Annotated in this window: 19 protein-coding genes; 15 read left to right on the top strand and 4 right to left on the bottom strand. The window is 67.1% G+C overall.

What is annotated here, in order from left to right; all coding sequences use genetic code 11:
* Positions 1-7: 7 nt before the first annotated feature.
* The 3 genes from sctP to sctU are packed head-to-tail and all read right to left on the bottom strand — an operon-like array spanning position 8 to position 3,991.
* Positions 8-934, bottom strand: coding sequence for a type III secretion system protein SctP (gene sctP, locus SB771_RS21765; RefSeq protein WP_175662434.1), 927 nt, complete (start codon positions 932-934; stop codon positions 8-10).
* Between the two features lie 16 nt (positions 935-950).
* Complete coding sequence (locus SB771_RS21760) at positions 951-2,927, bottom strand: FHIPEP family type III secretion protein (RefSeq protein ID WP_175662435.1); 1,977 nt, start codon at positions 2,925-2,927, stop codon at positions 951-953.
* 5 nt (positions 2,928-2,932) lie between these two features.
* Entirely contained in the window at positions 2,933-3,991 is a 1,059-nt protein-coding gene (gene sctU / locus SB771_RS21755; RefSeq protein ID WP_175662436.1) for a type III secretion system export apparatus subunit SctU, read from the bottom strand.
* A gap of 350 nt (positions 3,992-4,341) precedes the next feature.
* On the opposite strand from sctU, the gene SB771_RS21750 reads away from it, so the two are divergent.
* From SB771_RS21750 to SB771_RS21710, 9 genes are all read left to right on the top strand, one after another.
* Positions 4,342-4,953, top strand: coding sequence for an HrpB1 family type III secretion system apparatus protein (locus SB771_RS21750; protein WP_241244714.1), 612 nt, complete (start codon positions 4,342-4,344; stop codon positions 4,951-4,953).
* A 28-nt stretch (positions 4,954-4,981) separates the two neighbouring features.
* A complete protein-coding gene (locus SB771_RS21745) occupies positions 4,982-5,380 on the top strand; it encodes an HPr kinase (RefSeq protein WP_011660748.1) in 399 nt (132 codons plus the stop codon).
* 182 nt (positions 5,381-5,562) lie between these two features.
* Positions 5,563-6,357: a type III secretion system inner membrane ring lipoprotein SctJ gene (sctJ, locus tag SB771_RS21740; RefSeq protein ID WP_175662437.1), complete on the top strand. Its 795-nt coding sequence runs from the start codon at positions 5,563-5,565 to the stop codon at positions 6,355-6,357.
* A 124-nt stretch (positions 6,358-6,481) separates the two neighbouring features.
* Positions 6,482-7,168: a type III secretion protein HrpB4 gene (locus tag SB771_RS21735; RefSeq protein ID WP_244097811.1), complete on the top strand. Its 687-nt coding sequence runs from the start codon at positions 6,482-6,484 to the stop codon at positions 7,166-7,168.
* Positions 7,162-8,169 (top strand): type III secretion system stator protein SctL, encoded by a 1,008-nt coding sequence (sctL, locus tag SB771_RS21730; protein ID WP_175662471.1) that lies wholly within the window; start codon positions 7,162-7,164, stop codon positions 8,167-8,169. The genes SB771_RS21735 and sctL overlap by 7 nt, the downstream gene beginning before the upstream one ends.
* Before the next feature lie 50 nt (positions 8,170-8,219).
* Entirely contained in the window at positions 8,220-9,611 is a 1,392-nt protein-coding gene (gene sctN, locus SB771_RS21725; protein WP_012372014.1) for a type III secretion system ATPase SctN, read from the top strand.
* A 15-nt stretch (positions 9,612-9,626) separates the two neighbouring features.
* Entirely contained in the window at positions 9,627-10,112 is a 486-nt protein-coding gene (locus tag SB771_RS21720; RefSeq protein WP_175662439.1) for a type III secretion system protein, read from the top strand.
* Between the two features lie 51 nt (positions 10,113-10,163).
* Positions 10,164-10,970, top strand: a complete 807-nt coding sequence (sctT, locus tag SB771_RS21715; RefSeq protein ID WP_175662440.1) for a type III secretion system export apparatus subunit SctT — start codon at positions 10,164-10,166, stop codon at positions 10,968-10,970.
* Positions 10,971-11,009: 39 nt separating this feature from the next.
* Positions 11,010-11,399, top strand: a complete 390-nt coding sequence (locus SB771_RS21710) for an HrpB1 family type III secretion system apparatus protein (protein WP_175662441.1) — start codon at positions 11,010-11,012, stop codon at positions 11,397-11,399.
* A 12-nt stretch (positions 11,400-11,411) separates the two neighbouring features.
* Here SB771_RS21710 and SB771_RS21705 read toward each other — a convergent pair whose 3' ends face one another.
* On the bottom strand, positions 11,412-12,320 hold the full coding sequence (locus SB771_RS21705; RefSeq protein WP_105830933.1) for a LysR family transcriptional regulator: 909 nt from the start codon (positions 12,318-12,320) through the stop codon (positions 11,412-11,414).
* A 128-nt stretch (positions 12,321-12,448) separates the two neighbouring features.
* Between SB771_RS21705 and SB771_RS21700 the strand changes: the two genes are divergently transcribed.
* The 6 genes from SB771_RS21700 to SB771_RS21675 all read left to right on the top strand — a co-directional run bounded on the left by SB771_RS21700 (position 12,449) and on the right by SB771_RS21675 (position 20,575).
* Entirely contained in the window at positions 12,449-13,336 is an 888-nt protein-coding gene (locus tag SB771_RS21700) for an NAD(P)-dependent oxidoreductase (protein WP_279607335.1), read from the top strand.
* A 53-nt stretch (positions 13,337-13,389) separates the two neighbouring features.
* Positions 13,390-14,907 carry an aldehyde dehydrogenase family protein gene (locus SB771_RS21695; RefSeq protein WP_175662442.1) on the top strand — a complete coding sequence of 506 codons (1,518 nt, stop codon included), beginning with the start codon at positions 13,390-13,392 and terminating at the stop codon, positions 14,905-14,907.
* A gap of 48 nt (positions 14,908-14,955) precedes the next feature.
* The gene (locus tag SB771_RS21690) at positions 14,956-16,290 is read left to right on the top strand and encodes a DUF3100 domain-containing protein (RefSeq protein WP_175662443.1); all 1,335 of its coding nucleotides are present in this window, start codon (positions 14,956-14,958) and stop codon (positions 16,288-16,290) included.
* Positions 16,291-16,369: 79 nt separating this feature from the next.
* Positions 16,370-17,560 (top strand): M20 aminoacylase family protein, encoded by a 1,191-nt coding sequence (locus tag SB771_RS21685; protein WP_175662444.1) that lies wholly within the window; start codon positions 16,370-16,372, stop codon positions 17,558-17,560.
* Positions 17,561-17,887: 327 nt separating this feature from the next.
* The gene (gene katG / locus SB771_RS21680; protein WP_175662473.1) at positions 17,888-20,059 is read left to right on the top strand and encodes a catalase/peroxidase HPI; all 2,172 of its coding nucleotides are present in this window, start codon (positions 17,888-17,890) and stop codon (positions 20,057-20,059) included.
* Between the two features lie 57 nt (positions 20,060-20,116).
* Positions 20,117-20,575 (top strand): pseudoazurin, encoded by a 459-nt coding sequence (locus SB771_RS21675; protein WP_175662445.1) that lies wholly within the window; start codon positions 20,117-20,119, stop codon positions 20,573-20,575.
* Positions 20,576-20,727: the final 152 nt, after the last annotated feature.

Genomic DNA, 20,727 nt, shown 5'->3' with positions numbered 1-20,727 from the left:
ATTGGCTTTACGTGACGATGATTTCGACGCTGCGCGTGCCGTCGAAGCGGCTTTGCATCACTTCCTCGAGGCTTTCGCGCAACGTCGTCGCATGTTGTGAGATTAGTTCGCGCGACCGTTCGTCCGTGGTGTCGAAGCGAAGCGTCAATTGGAAATGCGAAAGCGCGAGGTTCAACGTACAGCCCGGCAGCAGCGCCGGATCGATGGGAATCGTCAGTTGCCAGTCGCCGCTTTCGAGGACGATCGGGTTCGCGCAGAAGTCGGACACTTCGGCGACGATCGAATCGACGAACCGGTTCATGTCGTGGCCCGTGCGCGCCGGTGCCCGCACGGCGACCACGGCGTGCGCGCCGCCTGCTTCGGGGCGCTGCGGCTCGCGCGTGGCTGGTACGCGCGGCATGTCCGGCGCAGCCATCGATGGCTGGGCGTTGGGCGGCCTCTGCGGGGAAAGCGGCGCCGCACCGCGCGCCGGCATCGGCGTCGGCGTCGGTGCGGGCATCGTCGAATATGCCGGCACATGCATGAGCTCATGCATCGTCGAATGCATGGGCGGATGAATCATCGCAGGTACCGGAGCCGGCACCGGCGCTGACGATCGAGCGTGCGCGGTAGCGTCATCGCGTTCGTCGCCGGAGCCGGCCGGTGCGTCGTCGTCGCGCTCGCCGCTGCCGGCATCGTCGCGATGTTCGTCCGCGGTGAACCCGGCGACCGGGTAGAGCGGATCGGCTTGCTCGGCGAATGGCGGCTCGGCCGGTGCGGCGCAGGGCTGCTCGTCGCCGGGCGTTTCCCACGCGTGGGCGCGGGCGCCTTCCCGCAGGCGCTGAAACAGGGCGGCCTGGCGGCTCAATTGCGCGGCCGGCATGTCGGGTGCCGGCTCGTCATGCTTCGTCGGCGCGACGATGATGCGTGCGCGATGATGGGCGGAGGTGTGCATGGCGCGGCTCGCTCGATCACATCGCCAGGCGGCCGACGGGCTGGAGATCGACGTGAGCGCCGAGCTCCTGGTACGAGTAGACGGGCAGCCAGGGCAGCCGCGCCTCGATCATGCGCTTGATGTAGCGCCGGATGTCCATCGACGCGACGAGCGCGAGCGGCTGGCGTGGCGTGTCGCCGACGAGCTCCGCGATTTTGCCGACGAGCCCGGCGATCTCGTCGGGCGGCAGCGCGAGGAAGTTGCCCGTGGGCGTCTGCTTGATCGACTGCCGGATGTGCTGCTCCAACTGAACGTCCACGAGCAGGACGGGCAGATCCCGTGGGCCGCCCGTCGCGCGATAGGCGATGAGCCGGCCGAGCTCCATGCGGATGTACTCGGTCAACATCAGCATGTCCTTCTCCTTCGGCCCCCAGACGATCAGGCTTTCGGTAATGCTGCGGATGTTGCGCACGGGCACGTCCTCCTCCAGCAGCCGGCGCAGCACGTCCGCCATCTTCTGCAGCGGCAGCGCCTTTTGCACCTCGGCGACGAGGCCTGGATAGTCCTCGTTGAGCTGATCGAGCATCCACTGCGCTTCCTGAATGCCGAGAAAGAGATGGGCATTGCGCCGCAGCAGGTCGATCGTGTGGCGAGCGATCAATGCTTCCGGTGTCGGCGCGGCGGCAGGCGCGCCCGCGGCGGCGCCGTCGGCCGCCGCGTGTACCGCGCCCGTTTCGGCGAGCGTGGTGCGCCCTTGCGGCACGTCGAAGATGAGCACTTCGTAACTGTCCTCGGGCAGCGTGCCGTCGGTCCACATCATGATGCCCGGGAACGGCAGACCGACTTCCGATTGCAGCGCATGGCGCTGTGCATCGAACGCGCGGTCAAGGGCATCGGCAGCGAGCCGGGCGCTGACGTCGGGCGCGAGCCGCACGCCGAGCGGGCAGGTGAACTGCGGCGGGCGCGGCAGGATCGAGGGCGCGTCGCCCCTGGCGCCGGCACGCTGCAGCGCGACGACGGGCTTGCCGCCGCCTTTGGACGTGCCGTGCTGCTTTTTCTGCAGACGGTAGCCGACGAAGCCGAGCAGCCCGGCGAGCAACGCGAAGAGCGCCGCCGGAAAGCCGGGCACGGCCGCGAAACCGAGCAGCAGCAGCGACGCGAAGTAGAGCGCGCGCGAGCTGCTCGTAAACTGGCGCCGGATGTCCTCGCCGAGCGAGGCGTTGCCGTGCTCGCCGCCTTCGTCCACGCGCGTGATCATGACGCCCGCGGCCACCGAGATCAGCAGCGACGGAATCTGCGAGACCATGGCGTCGCCGATCGAGAGGACCGAGAAGCGGTTGGCCGCCTCGCCGGCGGACATGCCGTGATAGGCGACGCCCACGGCAATGCCCGCGACGATGTTGATCATCGTGATCATGAGGCCGGCGATCGCATCGCCTTTCACGAACTTCATCGCACCGTCCATGCCGCCGTGCAGCTGGCTTTCGATAGCGAGCCGCGCGCGTTTGCTGCGCGCCTCCTCCGGTGTCAGGATGTTCGCGCGCAGATCGGCGTCGATGCTCATCTGCTTGCCGGGCAGCGCATCGAGCGTGAAGCGCGCCCCCACTTCGGCGACGCGTTCCGAGCCTTTGGCGATGACGATGAACTGCACGACCGAAATGATGACGAACACGACGAGGCCGACGACGAGATTGCCGCCCACGACGAGCTGCCCGAAGCTCTCGATGATTTCGCCGGCATCGGCATGCAGCAGGATCGACTTCGTCGACGCGATGTTCAGCGAGAGCCGGTAAAGCGTCGTGAAAAGCAGTACCGACGGGAACGCCGACAGCGTCGCGATATGGCCGACGTACATCGTCACCATGAGCAGCGTGATGCTGATCGCGATGTTGATGGCGAGCAAACCATCGATGATGGCGGGCGGCAGCGGCAGGATCATCAGCGAGACGATCGCGATCAGCAGGATGGCGATGCCGGCCTCGCCGATGCCGGGCAGCTTGATGGTCTTCAGCATGTCCACTACTCCGTGATGGCGGTTTGAGGCGCGAGGCCGTCCACCCAGCGAAGAATCGCGGCGACGACTTCGAACAGTTCTTCGGGAATCGGCTGATTGAGCGGTACCTTGTGCAGCATCCGCGCGACGGGCGGGTTCGCGACGATGGGCACGCGCGCGTGCATCGCCTGCTGGCGCAGCCGCAGCGCCTGCTCGTCGAGGCCCTTGGCGAGCACGACGGGCAGCGGAAACTCCGTCGGGTCGTAGCGCAGCGCGACGGCGTAGTGAACCGGGTTGACGACCACGACGTTCGCACGCGATACGCCGCCTTTCGGGCCTTCCTGCGACATTTCCCTGGCCATGCGCTTGCGTTCGCCCTTGACTTCCGGGTTGCCGTCGCTTTCCTTGTGCTCGCGCTTCACCTCGTCTTTCGACATCCGGTTCTTGCGGATGAAGAGCCACTTCTGCAGCTTGTAGTCGAATGCGCCGATGGCGATGAACACGCCGAGCGCGACGACGACGACATGCATGAGCACGGACCACAGCACGGCGATCAACTGGGGTACCGACCGGTCGAGCGCACTCGCGACGACGGGCATCGCGCTTTTGATCGTCTGCCACATGACGGCGACGAGAATCGCGGCCTTGACGACCATCTTGACGAGATCGATGGCCGAGTTCATCGAGAAGATCCGCTGAAAGCCGGACCCGGGGCTGACCGACGCGAGCTTCGGCATGACGGCTTTCAGCGAGATCTTGAGCCCCGTTTGCGGGGCAAGCGCGAGGAAGGCCGCGACGAGCGCGACGGCCGCGATCCCGCACAGCAGGCCGAGCGCCTGCAGGCCCATATGAACGAGCGCGACCGAGAGGTCCTGCAACTCGCGCGGGCCGCGCGTGAAATCGATCGCCTCCTTGACGACCGCGCGCAGCGTATCGGCAAGGTAGTGCTGGCCCGCCGTCAGCACGAGCACGATCGAGCCCAGCGACGCGACTTCGACGAGGTCGGAACTCTTCGCGACCTGGCCTTCCTCGCGGACTTTGTCCAGCTTCTTGTCTGTGGGCTCTTCGGTTTTCTCGTCGCTCATGACGGACTGTCCTTTGCTGTTCGCAGGCGGGCACCCGGGATGGGGCGCCCCGATGCAACGTTAGCGGCGCCGCCGCGGCCGGCGCGATGACGATGCGAAGCAAGGACAAGGGCTGCGAAGCGAGGTGACGGAAGGTCGCTTCACGGTAAGCGCGGACTGCGCGAATCGGGCAACGCACGAGGCAACGTGCAACGCGGCGCAGCGTGAGCGCGGACGGAAGCGAAAGCGACGCTGGCCGTCGCCTGTCGCTTGCGGCAGCTTCGCAATTCGTTGTGCGACTTCGTGCGCGGCACGCGGCACCCGCGTCGCGTTGCGTAACTTAGCGTCAACGGAAGGCCGCCCCCCATCGGGTGCGGCTCATCGGATCGAATCTGATTTCCTTGGGGGAAAGGATGGACGTTCTGAAGGATCGGCCGCAGTGCCCGTCGGGAGTCGTCGGCGCGATCGTCGACCTGGTCAGGGTCGCATTGGCCCGCGCCGGCACGCCGGAGCAAGTTGACATCGACGATCTGGAGCACCTCGTCGAAGGGCTGCATCTGCTGCGCCCTGATTCCGCCGAATTCGCGTTTTTCGACGGCTGGCTGCATATGGTGCGCCAGGAATGGAGCGAAGCCGAATGGCTCTTTCGAGACCTGGTCGAGCGTTCGGTGTGCGTGCCGGCGAGCAAGGGAATGTTGCTGCAGTGCCTGAAGGCCCGCCAGGAGTTCGGGTGGCAGGAGGAGGCCCGGACCCTGCTGGAGGAAGGCGGCAACAAAGACGTCGAGCGGCTCGCCAAGGTGTTGCTCGCGAGCGAGGAACTGAAGCAGGCGGTCGCGACGGCGAAGCGCACGGGGCACTTCGTTGCGCCGGATTCCGCGCTCGCGTTCGAGAACGGAGCGCATGCCGAGGACAGCGTGGCGGACGCGACGCCGTCGCCCTCATCCAGCGACATGCTGCTGACGATGCAGTACATGCGCGTCTGAGCCTGTTGCCGTTACCAGGAGAAACGAAATGAGCATCACGACAGCATCGCAACTCGAGTACGAACTGGCCCGCGTGACCGGCACGTCGTCCGCGGCGCCGAATGCGGACGCCGTGTCGCAACCACTCGTCGATAAATTCCAGGCGATGATGGCCTCGGCGCAGCCGCACGCGGGAGCCGTTCACCCGACCGAGCGCGCGGACCTCGTGACGAAAGCGGTCGAGGAGCAGGCCGACTATTACCGGCAGGTGCCGAACGACGTGCTCTACATGACCCAGCACATGAGCGCGCTGTCGATGGAGCGCCTCGCCGCCGCCGATATGACGATCCAGCTCGAGATCGCGAGCCTGAACGCCGACCTGCAGGTGAAGATGGCGACCGTCCAGTCGTCGAAGGACGCTGTGCAGACGCTCATGAAGAACCAATGACTTGACGTCCTCACCCGCCTAAAGGCAGGTGATTCCCACACCTGGCGATGCACGTCCGCATCGGAGAATGTTCAGCGCAGCGTTGGTATCTCGATCATGCTCGACACCACAGTCCTTCCCGCCATCCGCCCCGAAGGAAGTCCCCTCGGGGGAAATGGCGGGGTCTCTCGGAGCAAATTCTGATGAAATCGAACCTCGTGCCTTCAAGGCCGCGCGCTTCATGGCGGCTCGTCGCGGCGGCTGTGCTCGTGCTGTCGCTCGCGGCCTGCAAGCAGGAGCTGTACGGCCAGTTGAGCGAAAGCGACTGCAACGAGATGGTCGCCGCGCTGCTGAGCTCGGGCGTCGATGCGCAAAAGAGCACGCCGGACGGCGGCAAGACCTGGTCGGTCGGCGTCGACGAAAAGCAGATCGTGCATGCCGTGGAAGTGCTGCGCGCACGCGGCATTCCGCGCAAGAAGTTCGACGATCTCGGCTCGCTCTTTAAGAAGGACGGGCTCGTATCCACGCCAACCGAGGAGCGCGTGCGCTTCATCTACGGGCTGTCGCAGGAGCTCGACGATACCTTGTCGAAGATCGACGGCGTGGTCGTGGCGCGCGTGCAGATCGTGCTGCCGAACAACGATCCGCTGGCGCAGTCGGTCAAGCCGTCGTCCGCGTCGGTCTTCATCAAGTACCGGCCCGATGCGAATCTCGAGCGGATGACCCCTGCGATCAAGAACCTCGTCGTGCACAGCATAGAGGGGCTGACCTACGATCAGGTCAGCGTGACGAGCGTGCCGGCCGATGCACTCGATGCGCCTGCCCGCCCGCGCCGGCAGGGCGGGTGGATCGTTTATGCGGGCGGCGCGCTCGGCATGCTGTTGTTGATGATCGCCGGCGGCTTTGCGCTGTTGCGCGGCACCCTGCTCAAGGGCGGCGGCGGCCTGGCGGGCCTGCTCGCGCGCCGGACAGGGCGCGCGGCGAAAGCGCCGGCATGATGGTCGGCCCGCGCGATCGCACGACTGACATGGCAAGCAGGGTGAGCCCACGATGAGCACATACGACGCAACCGACGACAGCCTCGCCGCGGCAAGCGGCGCGACGGCGCTTGCCTGCGTCGGGGTGCCGGCGGCCGTTGCGGCCCGGCTGGATAGCCATCATCGGCGCCGGCGCACGCTATTCGACTGGATGCATCCTGCGCGCCGCGCGCAGGTGCCCTGCGCGGACCTGCTCGACGCATGTGGCCCGGGGCAGGTCGAGGCGCTTGCCGCCGCGCTGCTCGACGAATGGGGCATGCCGGTGCCGCCGCTCGCCGCGTTCGACGCGCCGGACTCGGCACTGACCGTGCTGCCGGCACAGGATTGCGTGACCGTGTTCCGCTTGCGCGCGCTCGTGGAGCAGGCCGACGCGTTGCGCACCTGGATCGACCGGCCGCGCCGCGAGAAATTGGCGAGCTGGATCGGGGCGCGCGGCGTGAAGCTGCTCCTCGCGCGCGGGCGCGACCTTGGCGGGGATGCCCGCTTGCGTGCCGCGCGTATGCATGGCACGTCATCGGCGATACACGTGTCGCTCGACTCGGTTGATGGCGATGCGCTCGCCTGGCTCGGTTTTCGGCTCTTCGAGCGCGACTGCCGGTGGGCGCCGAGCGGCCCGCTCGCGATCATGCAGTTGGCCATGCCGGCGCGCGACGACGCGGGGGCGCTGCCGCCACCTTCGTTGCCGCCTGCATTACTGCCTTCGGAGGGCTCGAACCCGAGCCTTTCGATCGTCTCGCAACTGCCCGACTTGTTTCCGGAGTGGTCATGGTGATCTGGTTACGTAATCCGCAGGCCGAAGGCACGGGCCTCGGCGTGGGTGTCGAAGGCGACGTGCTGCGTCATGCCGATCTCGCGGCGATCGTCGAGATCGATGCGGCGTATGCCGAGATGCATCGCCAATGCGACGAGGCGCTGGACGCGGCGCGCGCCCGAGCGCGCATGCTGCTCGACGATGCGCAGGCCCGCGCGGACGACCTCGTCGAGCGAGCGATGCGCGAGTTTGCGCAGGCGGCCGAGCGGGGTTACGACGACGGCTTGCGGCGAGGGCTGGCCGATTGGCACGAACGCGCGGCGGCGGCGCATGCCGAAGCCTGCCGGATCGAGCCCGGGCAGCAGAACCGGCTGGCCGAACTCGTGACGCTTGCGGTGGAGCAGATCATTGCGTCGACGGATCCCAAGGCGCTCTTCGCGCGCGCGGCCGCGACGGTCGAGCGCATCGTCGCGGACGGCAGCCCGATTCATCTGCGCGTTCATCCGTCGGATCTGGCCGCGGCGAGCGCGGCGTTCGAGGAAGCCGCGTTGGCATGGCGCGAGGCCGGCCGCGCCGTGCGGCTGCGCGCCGTGGCCGATGCGGCGCTCGCGCCCGGCGCGTGCATCGCCGAAACCGATCTTGGTGCGATCGACGCGAGCCTGTCGTTGCACCTGGCCGCGATGCGCGGCGCACTGGCGCGCGCGGTGCGCAGCGTGGCGCCGGCACCCGGGTGTGACGCGCCCGATGCGCGGCCGGAGGATGATGCAGAAGTCTCCGACGAACGCGATTTCGGCGCGTTGGCGGATGTCGCGGCGCACGCCGACACGCTGACGGGCGAGCACGCCATCGGCGCTGGCGCGGGCCGCGACGAAGCAGATGAACACGCTGGCGACGACGCGGGCGGGAACATCGGCGTCGAAGCAGGCTGGCAAGACGGTGGCGCCATGCAAACGGCGGCCGACCTGCCCGCCGACGGTTCGGCCGACGTCGCGCATGAAGACGCCGACGCGATGTCCGTCTGAGCGCGCTTCACACGGCACACGGAAGAGCACATGACAACGAAGGAAGCGCCATGATCGACAGCGCGGACGATCTCCGAACCGGCGAAGCGAGCGGGACGCCGGAAGCGCAACACCATGCCGTGCGCGGTTTTTCGGCGCTGGCGGATGCGATGGAGCGCGAACTGCGTGCCCGCGCGCAACCCGCGGCATGCGGCAAGGTGCAGGAAGTGATCGGCACGCTGGTACGCGTATCGGGCCTCGACGCGACGCTCGGCGAGCTGTGCGAGCTGCGCTCGCCCGAAGGCGCATTGCTGCAGCGTGCGGAAGTGGTCGGATTCTCGCGCGACGTCGCGCTGCTTTCGCCGTTCGGCCGGCTCGGCAGCGTGTCGCGGGCCACGCGCGTGGTGGGACTTCGGCGGCCGCTTTCGCTGCGCATCGGCCCTCGCCTGCTCGGCCGCGTGATCGACAGCCTCGGCGAGCCGATCGACGGCAAGGGGCCGCTCGAATGCGACGAGTGGCAGCCCGTGATCGCCGATCCGCCCGATCCGATGTCGCGGCCCGTCGTCGACACACCGATGCCCACGGGCGTGCGCGTCGTCGACGGCATGATGACGCTGGCCGAGGGGCAGCGCATGGGCATCTTCGCACCGGCGGGCGTCGGCAAGAGCACGTTGATGGGCATGTTCGCGCGCGGTGCGCGCTGCGACGTCAACGTCATCGCGCTGATCGGGGAGCGGGGCCGCGAAGTGCGCGAATTCTGCGAGCACATTCTCGGGCCCGACGGAATGGCCCGCTCCGTGGTGGTCTGCGCCACCTCGGACCGCTCGTCGATCGAGCGCGCGAAGGCCGCTTATGCGGCAACGGCGGTGGCCGAATACTTCCGCGACCGCGGCATGCGCGTGCTGCTGATGATGGATTCGCTGACGCGCTTTGCGCGCGCGCAGCGCGAAATCGGCCTCGCGATGGGCGAGCCGCCGACACGGCGCGGCTTTCCGCCGTCGATCTTCGCGGAGCTGCCGCGGCTGCTCGAGCGTGCGGGCCGCTCGGCGCTCGGTTCGATCACCGCGCTCTATACGGTGCTGGCCGAGGACGAATCGGGCGGCGACCCGATCGCCGAGGAAGTGCGGGGGATTCTCGATGGCCACATGATTCTGTCGCGCGAGATCGCCGCACAGAACCGCTATCCGGCGATCGACGTGCTCGGCAGCCTCTCGCGCGTGATGACGCAGGTCGTTTCGCGCGAGCACGTGGCGGCGGCCGGGCACGTGCGGCGGCTGATGGCCAAGCACAAGGAGGTCGAACTTCTGCTGCAGGTGGGCGAGTATCAGAGCGGCACCGATGCGCTTGCCGACGAAGCCATTGCAAAGATCGACGCGATTCGGGATTTCCTCGGGCAGCCGACCGATCTGCTCGTCGATCCGGACGACACAATCGCGGCCCTGGGCGAAATCGTCCAGTCCTGATGCCGGAGGCCAGCGATGAAAGACCGCCGCGTTGCCGCGTTCGAGCGCGTGCTCTCGCGCCGCCGCCAGCTCGATCGCAAGCTCAATGCGGCGCTCGGCGCTTTGCGCGGCGAGCTGCAGGCGCTCGCGGGCGTATTGGAAGAGTGTCGGGCGGCGGTGCGCGCGCATGCGGCCGAGCTGGCTGCGCACGACGGCAAGATCGACACGATGCTCGGCGGCGCATCGTTCAGGGCGGACGCGTATCTGAAGCTGCGCGAATTCCGCTCGCATGCGGCCGAGCAGCAAGCGATGCTCGAAGCACAGGCGGATCAGGCCGGGCAGGCGCTGGCGGCGAAGCAGGCGCAGATCGGCGCGATGCGCACGGACATTCTGCGCAACCGCGCGCGCATCGACATCTACGGCAAGCGGCGCGACGCGCTCGTCAAGGCCATCGAGCTGGCGATCGAGGACGCGCAGGACGAGGAAACATCGGAGAACCGCCGGCCCAGTCCGGCGTTTTGAAGCAGCGAGCTTGCTCGCAGGCAAACATCCTTTGAACGACAGACGACCGACATGAGCGAGATCACCTTTGCATCGATCGAATCGAGCCACCAACTGGTCAGGTTTCTGATCGTGCTCGGCCTTTGCAGCGAGCGATTGATGGTGCTGATGATGATCTTTCCGCCCACGTCCGACAACGTCGTGCAGGGCCGCGTGCGCACCGCGCTCGCGCTGCTGTGGGGCAGCTTCGTCGCATACGGGCAGCGCGGCCTGCTCGAGCAGGGGGATGCGACGATACTCGTCGGTATCGGCTTGAAGGAGGCGCTGATCGGCGTCGGGCTCGGCTTCGCGGCATCGACGGTGTTCTGGGCCGCGGAAAGCGTCGGCACGTACGTCGACGATCTGACCGGCTTCAATCAACTGCAGATGCAGAACCCGAGCCAGGGACAGCAGACGTCGCTCACGTCGACGCTCCTGAGCCAGTTCGCGATTGCGGCGTTCTGGTGTCTCGGCGGCATGACGTTTCTGCTCGGCGCGATTTACGAGTCGTACACCTGGTGGCCGCTCGGCAGCCTCGCGCCCGCGGGCGGCTCGGTACTCGAATCGTTCGTGCTTTCGAAGACCGATTCGCTGATGGAAACGGTGGCGAAGCTGGCAACGCCGATGATGCTGATGCTGCTGTTGATCGACATCGGCTTCGGCTTTACGGGAAAGGTATCGCAAAAGCTCGATCTGCCGTCGCTCGCGCAGCCCGTGAAAGGCGCGCTCACGATTCTGATGCTTGCGCTGATGGCGGCCATCTTCATCGATCAGGTGCGCGATCAGCTTTCGCTCGTGGGCGTGGCCGCCGAGGCACGGGCGATCGCGGGCGGCAGATAAAGCGCGCGCCACCGAAAGGGCAGCAGCTTGGAGAAGAATATGATCGAGACGTTGAAAGACGACCAGATCGCTACGGGAATGATGCACGTGCTGTGGGCTGGTGCGGCGCTCGATACGTTGTCCGACGTACTGGACCTGCTCGACGCCATGGTGGTGCTGCGCCCCGGGAACGGGGGGATGCGCGAGGTGCTGGCGTGGTGGCATGTGCGCGCGCGTGCGTGGGGCGAGGCGCTGAGCGAATTGCGCCGCGTCGAGCGCGGCGGCGTGCTTTCGTCGCGCGGCATGGCGCTCGCGGCCGTTTGCCTGTATGCGCTTGGCGATGCGGCGTGGCGCACCTATGCCTATGCGGCGGCTTACCGATCCGACGATGTCATGGCGACGCGCACCGCTCACGCCTTGCTTGCGGCGCCCGTCGTGGAGCGCGCGTAAAACGCAGAGCCGCTAACGGAACGCCCGCATCTGCCCCGTCATCATCTGCAGCATCTTGTTGGCGGCCACCGAGAGCTTGCGGCCCACGCGCGTGACCATGTGCGCCTCGGCGTTCTCGAGAATCGGATGCGCGATCTCGATCGCGAACAGTTCCTTGTTCTGCAGTTCGGCCGCCACCGCGAAAGCCGGCATCACCGAGATGCCGAGCCCCGATTTCACGAATTCCTTCAGGATCGCGAAGGAATTGGTGGTGATGATCGGCGCGAGCCGTACGCGCTCGGCGTATTCCACGGCCTCCATCATCTGCCGCGTGCCGTAGGACGGATGGGTGGCCGCCAGCGGGTAGGTGGCGAGCTGCTGCACCGTCAGCACCTTGTGGCTGCGGCGCGGGAAGTCGGGGCCGACGATCGCCATCATCGGCTGCCGCTTCGACGCGCGCGACACCAGCTTGGGCTCCGCGGGCGGGTTGTAGACCAGGCCGATCTCGCCCTCGTCGTTCGAGATTTTGCGGATCACGTCGTTGGTGCTGCCCACGTCGAGGTTGACACGGATCCCGGGGAACTGCCGGCAGAACTGCTGCATCGGCCCGGCAAGTAGATCCGAGACGAAGCCCTCGCCGAGCACCAGGCTGACCTGGCCGGTCTTGAGCCCGCGCAACTCCTGCAGGCGCGAGATCAGGTCGTCGCGGTGCGCGAGCTGCTCGCGGAAATACTCGATCACGCAGCGTCCAGCGTCGGTGGGCGTCACGCCGCGCGCGTGGCGCTCCACCAGGGTGGCGTCGAGCTCCTTCTCCAGCAACCCGATCTGGCGGCTCACGGCCGAGGGCGCCACGTCGAGCCAGTCGGCCGCGGCGCGGATCGTGCCGCAGCGCACGGCCTCGTAGAAATAGACGATCCGGCTGTCGGTAAGGGTGTCGCTCATGATCCCGGTGTTCTAAAAAAGAGAACAATCTCAATATTGGCGTTGATTGATTATACGGATCGCCGGACCGAACATCGTAGCCATGCAAGGTGGGCGCAAGCTGGCGCGCCGGCCTCGAACCAACAGCTATCAGGAGTCGTCGGATGAAAACGGTGGGCGTGATCGGTCTGGGCAACATGGGGCGCGGCATGGCAGGTTCGCTGCGGCGCGGCGACTACACGGTGCTTGGCTACGACGCGGCGCCGGGCGTGGCGCTCGCGCTGGCCGAACAGGAGGTGCTGTCGGCGCGCGATTCGGTGGCCGGGATCGCGCGCGACGCCGACGTGCTGCTGCTGTCGCTGCCGACGTCGGCGGTGGTCGAGGCGGTGGTGCTGGGCGCGGGCGGCGTGCTCGAGAACGCGAGGCCGGGCAGCATCGTGATCGACACCACCACGGCCGATCCGGACAGCACGCGGCGCGTGGCGGCGGCCCTGGCCGAGCGCGGCATCGGCTTCGTCGATGGCCCGGTGAGCGGTGGCCCGAAGGGCGCGGCCACCGCCACCATGACGATGGTGCTGGGCGGCTCGGACAGCGATATCGCGGCCATCGAGCCGATCCTCACGGCGATCAGCGCCAAGCGCGTGCATGTGGGCCCGGTGGGTGCCGGCCACGTCACCAAGCTGCTCAACAACCTGCTGACCGGCGTGCACCTGCTGGCCGCCAGCGAGGCGGTGCGCACCGCGCGCGCGGCCGGCGTCGATCCGGAAAAGCTGGTCGAGGCGCTCAACGGCGGCTCCGGCCGCAACAGCGCGACGCTGACCAACTACCCGACCTGGATCTTCAACGGCAAGTTCGATTCCGGTTTCACCATGAAGCTGATGCGCAAGGACGTGCGGCTCGCGCTCGGGTTGCTCGATCAGTTCGACAGCGTCGCTCCCGTGGCGCGCGAGGCGGCGCGCGTATGGGCCGCCAGCGAGGTATCCGTCGCCGACGGCGAAGACTTCAACCGCATCGTCGACTTCCTCGACCCCGCCTGAGGCCGGCAGCCCGCGCCACGATCCCGCTCGACCCACCGATACGGAAACCTGACATGACCCAGCACGCAGACCAGTTGCTCGCCGCCTTCGCGCATTTCTTCCCCGGCGCCGCCACGATCGGCTCGTATATCGACGGCGAGCTCGTCGCCGGCCAGGGCGATACGATCCAGCTTTACGATGCGGCGACGGGCGAGGCCACGCTCGCCTATCGCGACGCCGGAGAAGCCGTGATCGACCATGCCGCCGAAAGCGCGCGCCGCGCGCAACGCGAATGGTGGGCGCTCACGCATGCCGCTCGCGGCCGCGTGATGCAGGAGGTGGCGCGCGCGATCCGCGCCGAGGCCGAGGCGATCGCGCGGCTGGAGGCACTGGGCTCGGGCAAGCCGATCCGCGACTGCCGGGGCGAGGTGGGCAAGGTCGCCGAGATGTTCGAGTACTACGCGGGCTGGACCGACAAGTTCTACGGCAGCGTGATTCCGGTGCCGACCTCGCACCTCAACTACACGCGCCGCGAGCCGGCCGGCGTGGTGCTGCAGATCACGCCCTGGAACGCGCCGGTGTTCACCTGCGGCTGGCAGGTGGCGCCCGCGGTGGCGATGGGCAACGGCGTGCTGCTCAAGCCCTCGGAGCTGACGCCCTTCACCTCGCTGGCGGTCGCCCGGCTCGGCGAGCGGGCCGGGCTGCCGCGCGGCCTGGTCAACGTGCTGGCCGGCTTCGGTCACACCGCCGGGCAGGCCGCGATCGCGCATCGCGTGGTGAGCAAGGTGGTGTTCGTCGGCTCGCCGGCCACCGGCGCGCGCATCGCCGAGGCCGCCGCGCGCCGCGTGCTGCCGTGCGTGCTGGAGCTGGGCGGCAAGTCGGCCAATATCGTGTTCGCCGACGCCGACCTCAAGCGCGCCGCGCTGACCGCCCAGGCGGCGATCTTCGCCGGCGCGGGCCAGAGCTGCGTGGCCGGCTCGCGTCTGCTGGTGCAGCGCGCCGTCTACGACGAATTCGTCGCGATGGTCGCTGCCGGGGCGCAAAAGATCCGCGTCGGTGCACCGCTCGACGACGCGACCGAGGTGGGCCCGATCAACAACCGCAAGCAGTACGACCACGTGATGTCGATGATCGCGCGCGGCGTGGCGGCTGGTGCCACGCTCGCCTGCGGCTCGGCCGAGCGTGTCGGGGAAGGCCGCGGCGGCTACTTCGTGGCGCCGACCGTGCTGACCGGCGTGTCGAACGCGATGGAGGTCGCGCGCACCGAGATCTTCGGGCCGGTGGTGGCGGCCATCCCGTTCAACACCGAGGACGAGGCGATCGCGATCGCCAACGACACCGACTTCGGCCTGGCCGGCGCGGCCTGGACCACCGACGTGGCGCGCGCGCATCGCGTGGCCGCGCAGGTGAATGCCGGCACCTTCTGGGTCAACGGCTACAAGACCATCAACGTGGCCTCGCCGTTCGGCGGCTACGGCATGAGCGGCTACGGCCGCTCGAGCGGGGTCGAGGCGCTGTACGAATACACGCAGACCAAGAGCGTGTGGGTCGAGACGGCCGAAGCGCCGCCCACCGCGTTCGGTTATCTGTAACCACCGGCCCGCATTCGACGGCAGCCGGGCTTCAAGGGGAGATTCGTCATGGAACACGCACTGGGTATCGAGCGCCGCGAGCTTGGCGGCGCGGCCACCGCCAAGGTCCTGCTTTACGCGGCCGGCATCCTGCTGGTCGCCGAATGGATCGGCTCGTTCACGTTCAAGCTCGGACCGGGCAAGGTCGTGCTGCTGCCGATGATCTGGGCACTGCTGCTCGGCGCCGCGGTGGGGCTGGCCAGCGCGCGCTGGAACAGCAGCGCGCGCCTGAGCGTGCCCGACCAGTTCTTCGCGGCCGCGATCCTGCAGCCGGCGCTGCTGCTGTTCGTCTCCAAGCTCGGGCTGATGGTGGGCAGCGCGCTGCCCAAGCTGGCGTCGGCGGGCTGGGCGCTGGCCTTCCAGGAATTCGGCCACTTCGTCGGCACCATCCTGCTCGGCCTGCCGCTCGCGTTGCTGCTCGGCATCAAGCGCGAGGCGATCGGCGCGACCTTCTCGGTGGGCCGCGAGCCGAGCCTCGCGATCATCGGCGAGAAGTACGGCATGGATTCGGCCGAGGGCCGCGGCGTGCTGGCCGAGTACCTGACCGGCACCGTGTTCGGTGCGGTGTTCATCGCCGTGTTCGCGGGTTTCGTGAGCAGCCTCGGCATCTTCGATCCACTCGCGCTGGCGATGGGCTCGGGCGTCGGCTCGGGCAGCATGATGGCGGCCGCCTCGGGCGCGATCGCCGCGCAGCAGGACCCGGAGACGGCGAAATCGGTGCTTGCCTTCGCCGCGGCCAGCAACCTGATCACCACCACCATCGGTACCTACTTCACGCTGTTCATCTCGCTGCCGCTCGCGGTCTGGGGCTATCGCGTGCTGGAGCCGCTGATCGGCCGCACCACCAAGGCATCGGCGCAGCCCGAAGTGGCCAGCCCGTCGCTGGGCGACGTGCGGACCGAGGCGCCCGCGCTCGGCTACGGCGGCAAGCTGCTGGCCTGGATCGTGACGGCTGCGATGGCGCTGGTGTGCGACTGGATCGCGCACGGCACCACACCGCTGGCGGGGCTGCCGGGGATCGCGATCATGGTGTGCGCGACGATCGTCGGCGATGCGCTGGCGCGCGTGACGGGGCGCAGGATTCCGGCGGTCTGCTGGGTATCGGTGGTGGCGATGTTCCTGACCTCGCCGTGGTCCCCGTGGGCTTCGCAGATCGCCGCGCTCAGCTCGCACAACGATTTCCTCGGGGTGACCACGCCGATGCTGGTGTTCGCGGGGCTGTCGATCGCCAAGGACATTCCGGCCTTCCGCCGGCTCGGCTGGCGCATCGTGCTGGTGTCCTTCGTGGCCAATGCCGGCACCTTCATCGGCGCGACCCTGGTGGCGCAGCTGTTCCATATCTGATGCGTCGCGGCACGGCGGCGGGCGGCATGGGCTGGCCCGCCGCCGTGCCGCGCCGACCGACAAGAGCGCTTCCATCCGCATGACACTGATCGATTCCATCGTCGCGCACGCCGACGAACTGACGGCGCTACGCCGCGATATCCATGCCCATCCCGAGGTGGGCTACGACGTGTTCCGCACCGCTGAACTCGTCGCCGAGCGGCTCGAGCAATGGGGTTATGCCGTCACGCGCGGCGTCGGCCGCACCGGCGTGGTCGGCACCTTGAAGCGCGGCGGCAGCGCGCGCGCGATCGGCCTGCGCGCCGACATGGATGCGCTGCCCGTGCAGGAGGCCAACACCTTCGCGCATCGTTCGACGGTGCCCGGCGCGATGCATGCGTGCGGCCACGACGGGCACACCACCATGCTGTTGGGGGCCGCGCGCCATCTGGCGCGGCACGGCGAATTCGACGGCACCGTGCAGCTGTTCTTCCAGCCGGCCGAGGAGGCGGGCGGCGGCGCGCGCGCGATGATCGAGGACGGCCTGTTCGAGCGTTTCCCGGTGGATGCCGTGTTCGGGCTGCACAACTGGCCCGGCATCGCGGCCGGCGATTTCGCGGTGCGGCCGGGGCCGCTGATGGCCTCGACCAGCTTGTTCCGGATCAACTTGCGCGGTGCCGGCTGCCACGCGGCCATGCCGCACCTGGGCCGCGATCCGGTGTTCGCGGCGGGGCAAGTGCTGAGTGCTCTGCAGGGGATCGTCACGCGCAACCGAAATCCGATCGACGGCGCGGTGCTGTCGGTCACGCAGGTGCATGCGGGCGAGGCGATGAACGTGGTGCCGACCGATGCGTGGCTCGGCGGCACGGTGCGGACCTTCTCCGATGCGACGCTCGACCTGATCGAGACGCGCATGCGCGCCGTGGTGGCCGCGACGGCCACGGCCTTCGATTGCGAGAGCGAGGTGGATTTCCAGCGCCAGTATCCGGCTACCGTGAACGACGCCGAGCAGACCGCGATGGCGGTGGCGGTGATGCGCGAGCTGGTCGGCGACGCGCATGTGAACGCCGCCGTCGATCCGACCATGGCGGCGGAGGATTTCTCGTTCATGCTGCGCGAGAAGCCGGGTTGTTATGCGTTCCTCGGGAACGGGGCGGGCGATCACCGCGTGCATGGGCATGGCGGCGGCCCTTGCCTGCTGCATAACGCCAGTTACGACTTCAACGATGCGTTGCTGCCGGTGGGGGCGAGTTATTTCGTGCGGTTGGTGGAGCGGTTTCTGGGGCGGTAGGGAGGCGGTGCTGAAAACGGCGACAACCTTATTTCTATCTACGCGCGGCGCGGTCTGACACGGTAGCCCTGGCTACATCCTCACCGCGGACGGTTCGCCTTCTGCATGAGCGCCTTCGTTCGCGCCCGGTGCCATCTGAACGCGTGGCATCCGGATCCCGCCCATAGTCCGCATTAATCGGACGAATAAAAACTACCGATTGGCCGACGAATTCCATCAAAGACCACAATCCTCCGGCATTCCAACATTACGCCCAATTACGGAGGGGTCAATATGCAGAAAAAACGTATCGGAAAATCGGTCGTGGCCGCGCTCGCCATCATCGCGATGAGTGCCGGCACCGTTGCCGCGTGGGCCGACGGTGCGCCGCGCACGAATGACTTCTGGTGGCCGGAGCGGCTCGATCTTTCGCCGCTGCGTCAGCACGACGTCGAGTCGAATCCGTACGGAAAGGATTTCGACTATGCGCAGGCATTCAACAAGCTCGATATCGAGGCCGTGAAGAAGGATATCCGCGCGACCCTGACGACGTCGCAGGACTGGTGGCCGGCAGACTACGGCAACTATGGACCGTTCTTCATCCGGATGGCGTGGCACGGCGCGGGCACCTATCGCACGTACGATGGCCGTGGCGGCGCCGGCGGCGCACAGCAGCGATTCGAGCCGCTGAACAGCTGGCCGGATAACGCCAATCTCGACAAGGCGCGCCGTTTGTTGTGGCCGATCAAGAAGAAATATGGCGAGAATATTTCGTGGGGCGATTTGATGGTCCTCACCGGCAATGTCGCGCTTGAATCCATGGGTTTTCAAACCTTCGGCTTTGGCGGCGGCCGGGAAGACGACTGGCAATCGGATCTGGTTTATTGGGGCGCCGGCACGAAATTCATGTCGGATAACCGCGACAAGAACGGCAAGCTCGAGAAGCCGCTGGCGGCCACCCAGATGGGGCTGATCTACGTGAACCCGGAAGGTCCGAACGGCAACCCCGATCCCGTCGCCGCGGCAAAGGACATTCGCGACGCGTTCGGCCGCATGGCGATGAATGACGAGGAGACCCTCGCGCTGATCGCGGGCGGTCACACCTTCGGCAAGGCCCATGGCGCGGCGTCGCCCGACAAATGCGTGGGCGCGGCACCGGCGGGCGCGGGCGTCGAAGCGCAAGGCCTGGGCTGGGCGAACAAGTGTGGTACCGGGAAGGGCGCCGACACGATCACGAGCGGCCTTGAAGGCGCATGGTCGGTCGACCCCGTTCACTTCACGATGCAGTATCTCGACAATCTGCTCGAACACGATTGGGTGCTGACGAAGAGCCCGGCAGGCGCTCATCAGTGGATGCCGAAGGACGCGCAGGACATCGTGCCGGACGCACACGATCCGTCGAAGCGACATCCGCTGATGATGTTTACGACCGATATCGCGTTGAAGGTCGATCCCGCGTACAGCGCGATCGCCAAGCGCTTTCACGCGCATCCCGAGGAATTCAAGCTGGCGTTCGCCAAGGCGTGGTTCAAGCTGACGCACCGGGACCTGGGCCCGAAGGCGCGCTATCTGGGCAAGGATGTGCCCAAGGTCGATCTGATCTGGCAGGATCCGCTGCCCGTTGCCGGCTACCAGATGATCGGCGACGCCGATATTGCGGAGCTGAAGCGCAGGATCCTCGCATCGGGGGTGCCGAAGTCGGAACTGATCAAGACCGCGTGGGCGTCCGCGGCCTCGTTCCGCGCCACCGACTATCGAGGCGGCGCGAATGGCGCGCGCATTCGCCTCGCGCCGGAAAACGCCTGGGCGGTGAATGACCCGGCGAGCCTGTCGAAAGTGCTGAAGTCGCTGGAAGGCATTCAGTCCGGCTTCAACAGGAACAGAACGGATGGCAAGCAGGTGTCGCTGGCCGACCTGATCGTGCTGGGCGGCAGCGCGGCCGTCGAGGATGCGGCCCGCAAGGCCGGCTACGACGTCAAGGTTCCGTTCTCGCCGGGACGCGTCGATGCGTCGCAGGCGCAGACCGATGTCGCTTCGTTCGCCGTTCTCGAGCCGACCGCCGACGGGTTCCGCAACTTCTATCAGAAGAGCAATGAGCGGTCGCCGGCCGAGTTGATGGTCGACCGCGCGAGCAAGCTGGATCTCACCGTTCCGGAGATGACCGTTCTCGTGGGCGGGCTGCGTGCGCTGGACGCCAATGCGGGCCATTCAAGGCTGGGTGTCCTGACCAATCGACCCGGCACGCTGAGCAACGACTTCTTCGTGAATCTGCTCGACATGTCGACCCAATGGACGAAGTCCTCAAGCGCAGACGGGACTTACGAAGGGCGTGACCGCAAGACGGGCGCGCTCAAGTGGACGGCAAGCCCGGTCGATCTGGTGTTCGGTTCCAGTTCGGAGCTGCGGGCCGTTGCCGAAGTCTATGCGTCGGACGATGCGCACGAGAAGTTCGTGCGCGACTTTGTCCACGCGTGGACGAAAGTGATGAACCTCGATCGCTTCGATCTGAAGCGCAGCTGATACCGTGATCGGATTGGCCGGGGGAGCGATCCCGCGGCCAATCCGTCGGAGAACGAAATGAAGAAATCTGGATTGGCGCGGTTGATCGTCGGGATGGGATTGCTGTGGTCGCTCGGTGCTTACGCGGCTGAAATCGAAGTCAGGATGCTGAATCAGGCATCGGACGGCCAGCGCGGGTTCGAGCCGGCCCTCGTCCATATCAACGCGGGCGACAGCGTCCATTTTGTGGCCGCCGACAGCGGTCATAGCGTCGAAAGCATTCCCGGGATGGCGCCGGACGGAGCCCGGTCGTTTGCCGGAAAGATCAGTGAGGATCTGACCGTGAAGTTCGATACGCCCGGTGTTTATGGCTATCGCTGTCTTCCTCATCACATGTTGGGCATGGTGGGCTTGATCGTGGTCGGACAGCCGACGAACGAAGCCGCGGCCCGAAGCGTTGCACAACCGCGAGATGCAAAAGCGCGTTTCGATCAGCTTTTTGCGGTGCTGGACCGCGAGCAAACCGGGCAGAAGTAGCGCCCGCCGCTGGGGGCCGGATCGGCACGGACGCGATTCATCGTCAGATGAATTGCGATGGTCGTCCGTGCCGAGTCTCAGCCTCGCTCCCGATCGAATTCAAAATTTGTCTAGTCATCCTGGCGATTGGACCGCCGGAATTGCACCAAATC

The sequence above is a fragment of the Burkholderia sp. SIMBA_051 genome (assembly GCF_046534915.1).
GTDB classification, from domain to species: domain Bacteria; phylum Pseudomonadota; class Gammaproteobacteria; order Burkholderiales; family Burkholderiaceae; genus Burkholderia; species Burkholderia ambifaria.
Note: the sequence above shows the minus strand (reverse complement) of the source record. Positions and strands in the feature narration are given on the sequence as shown.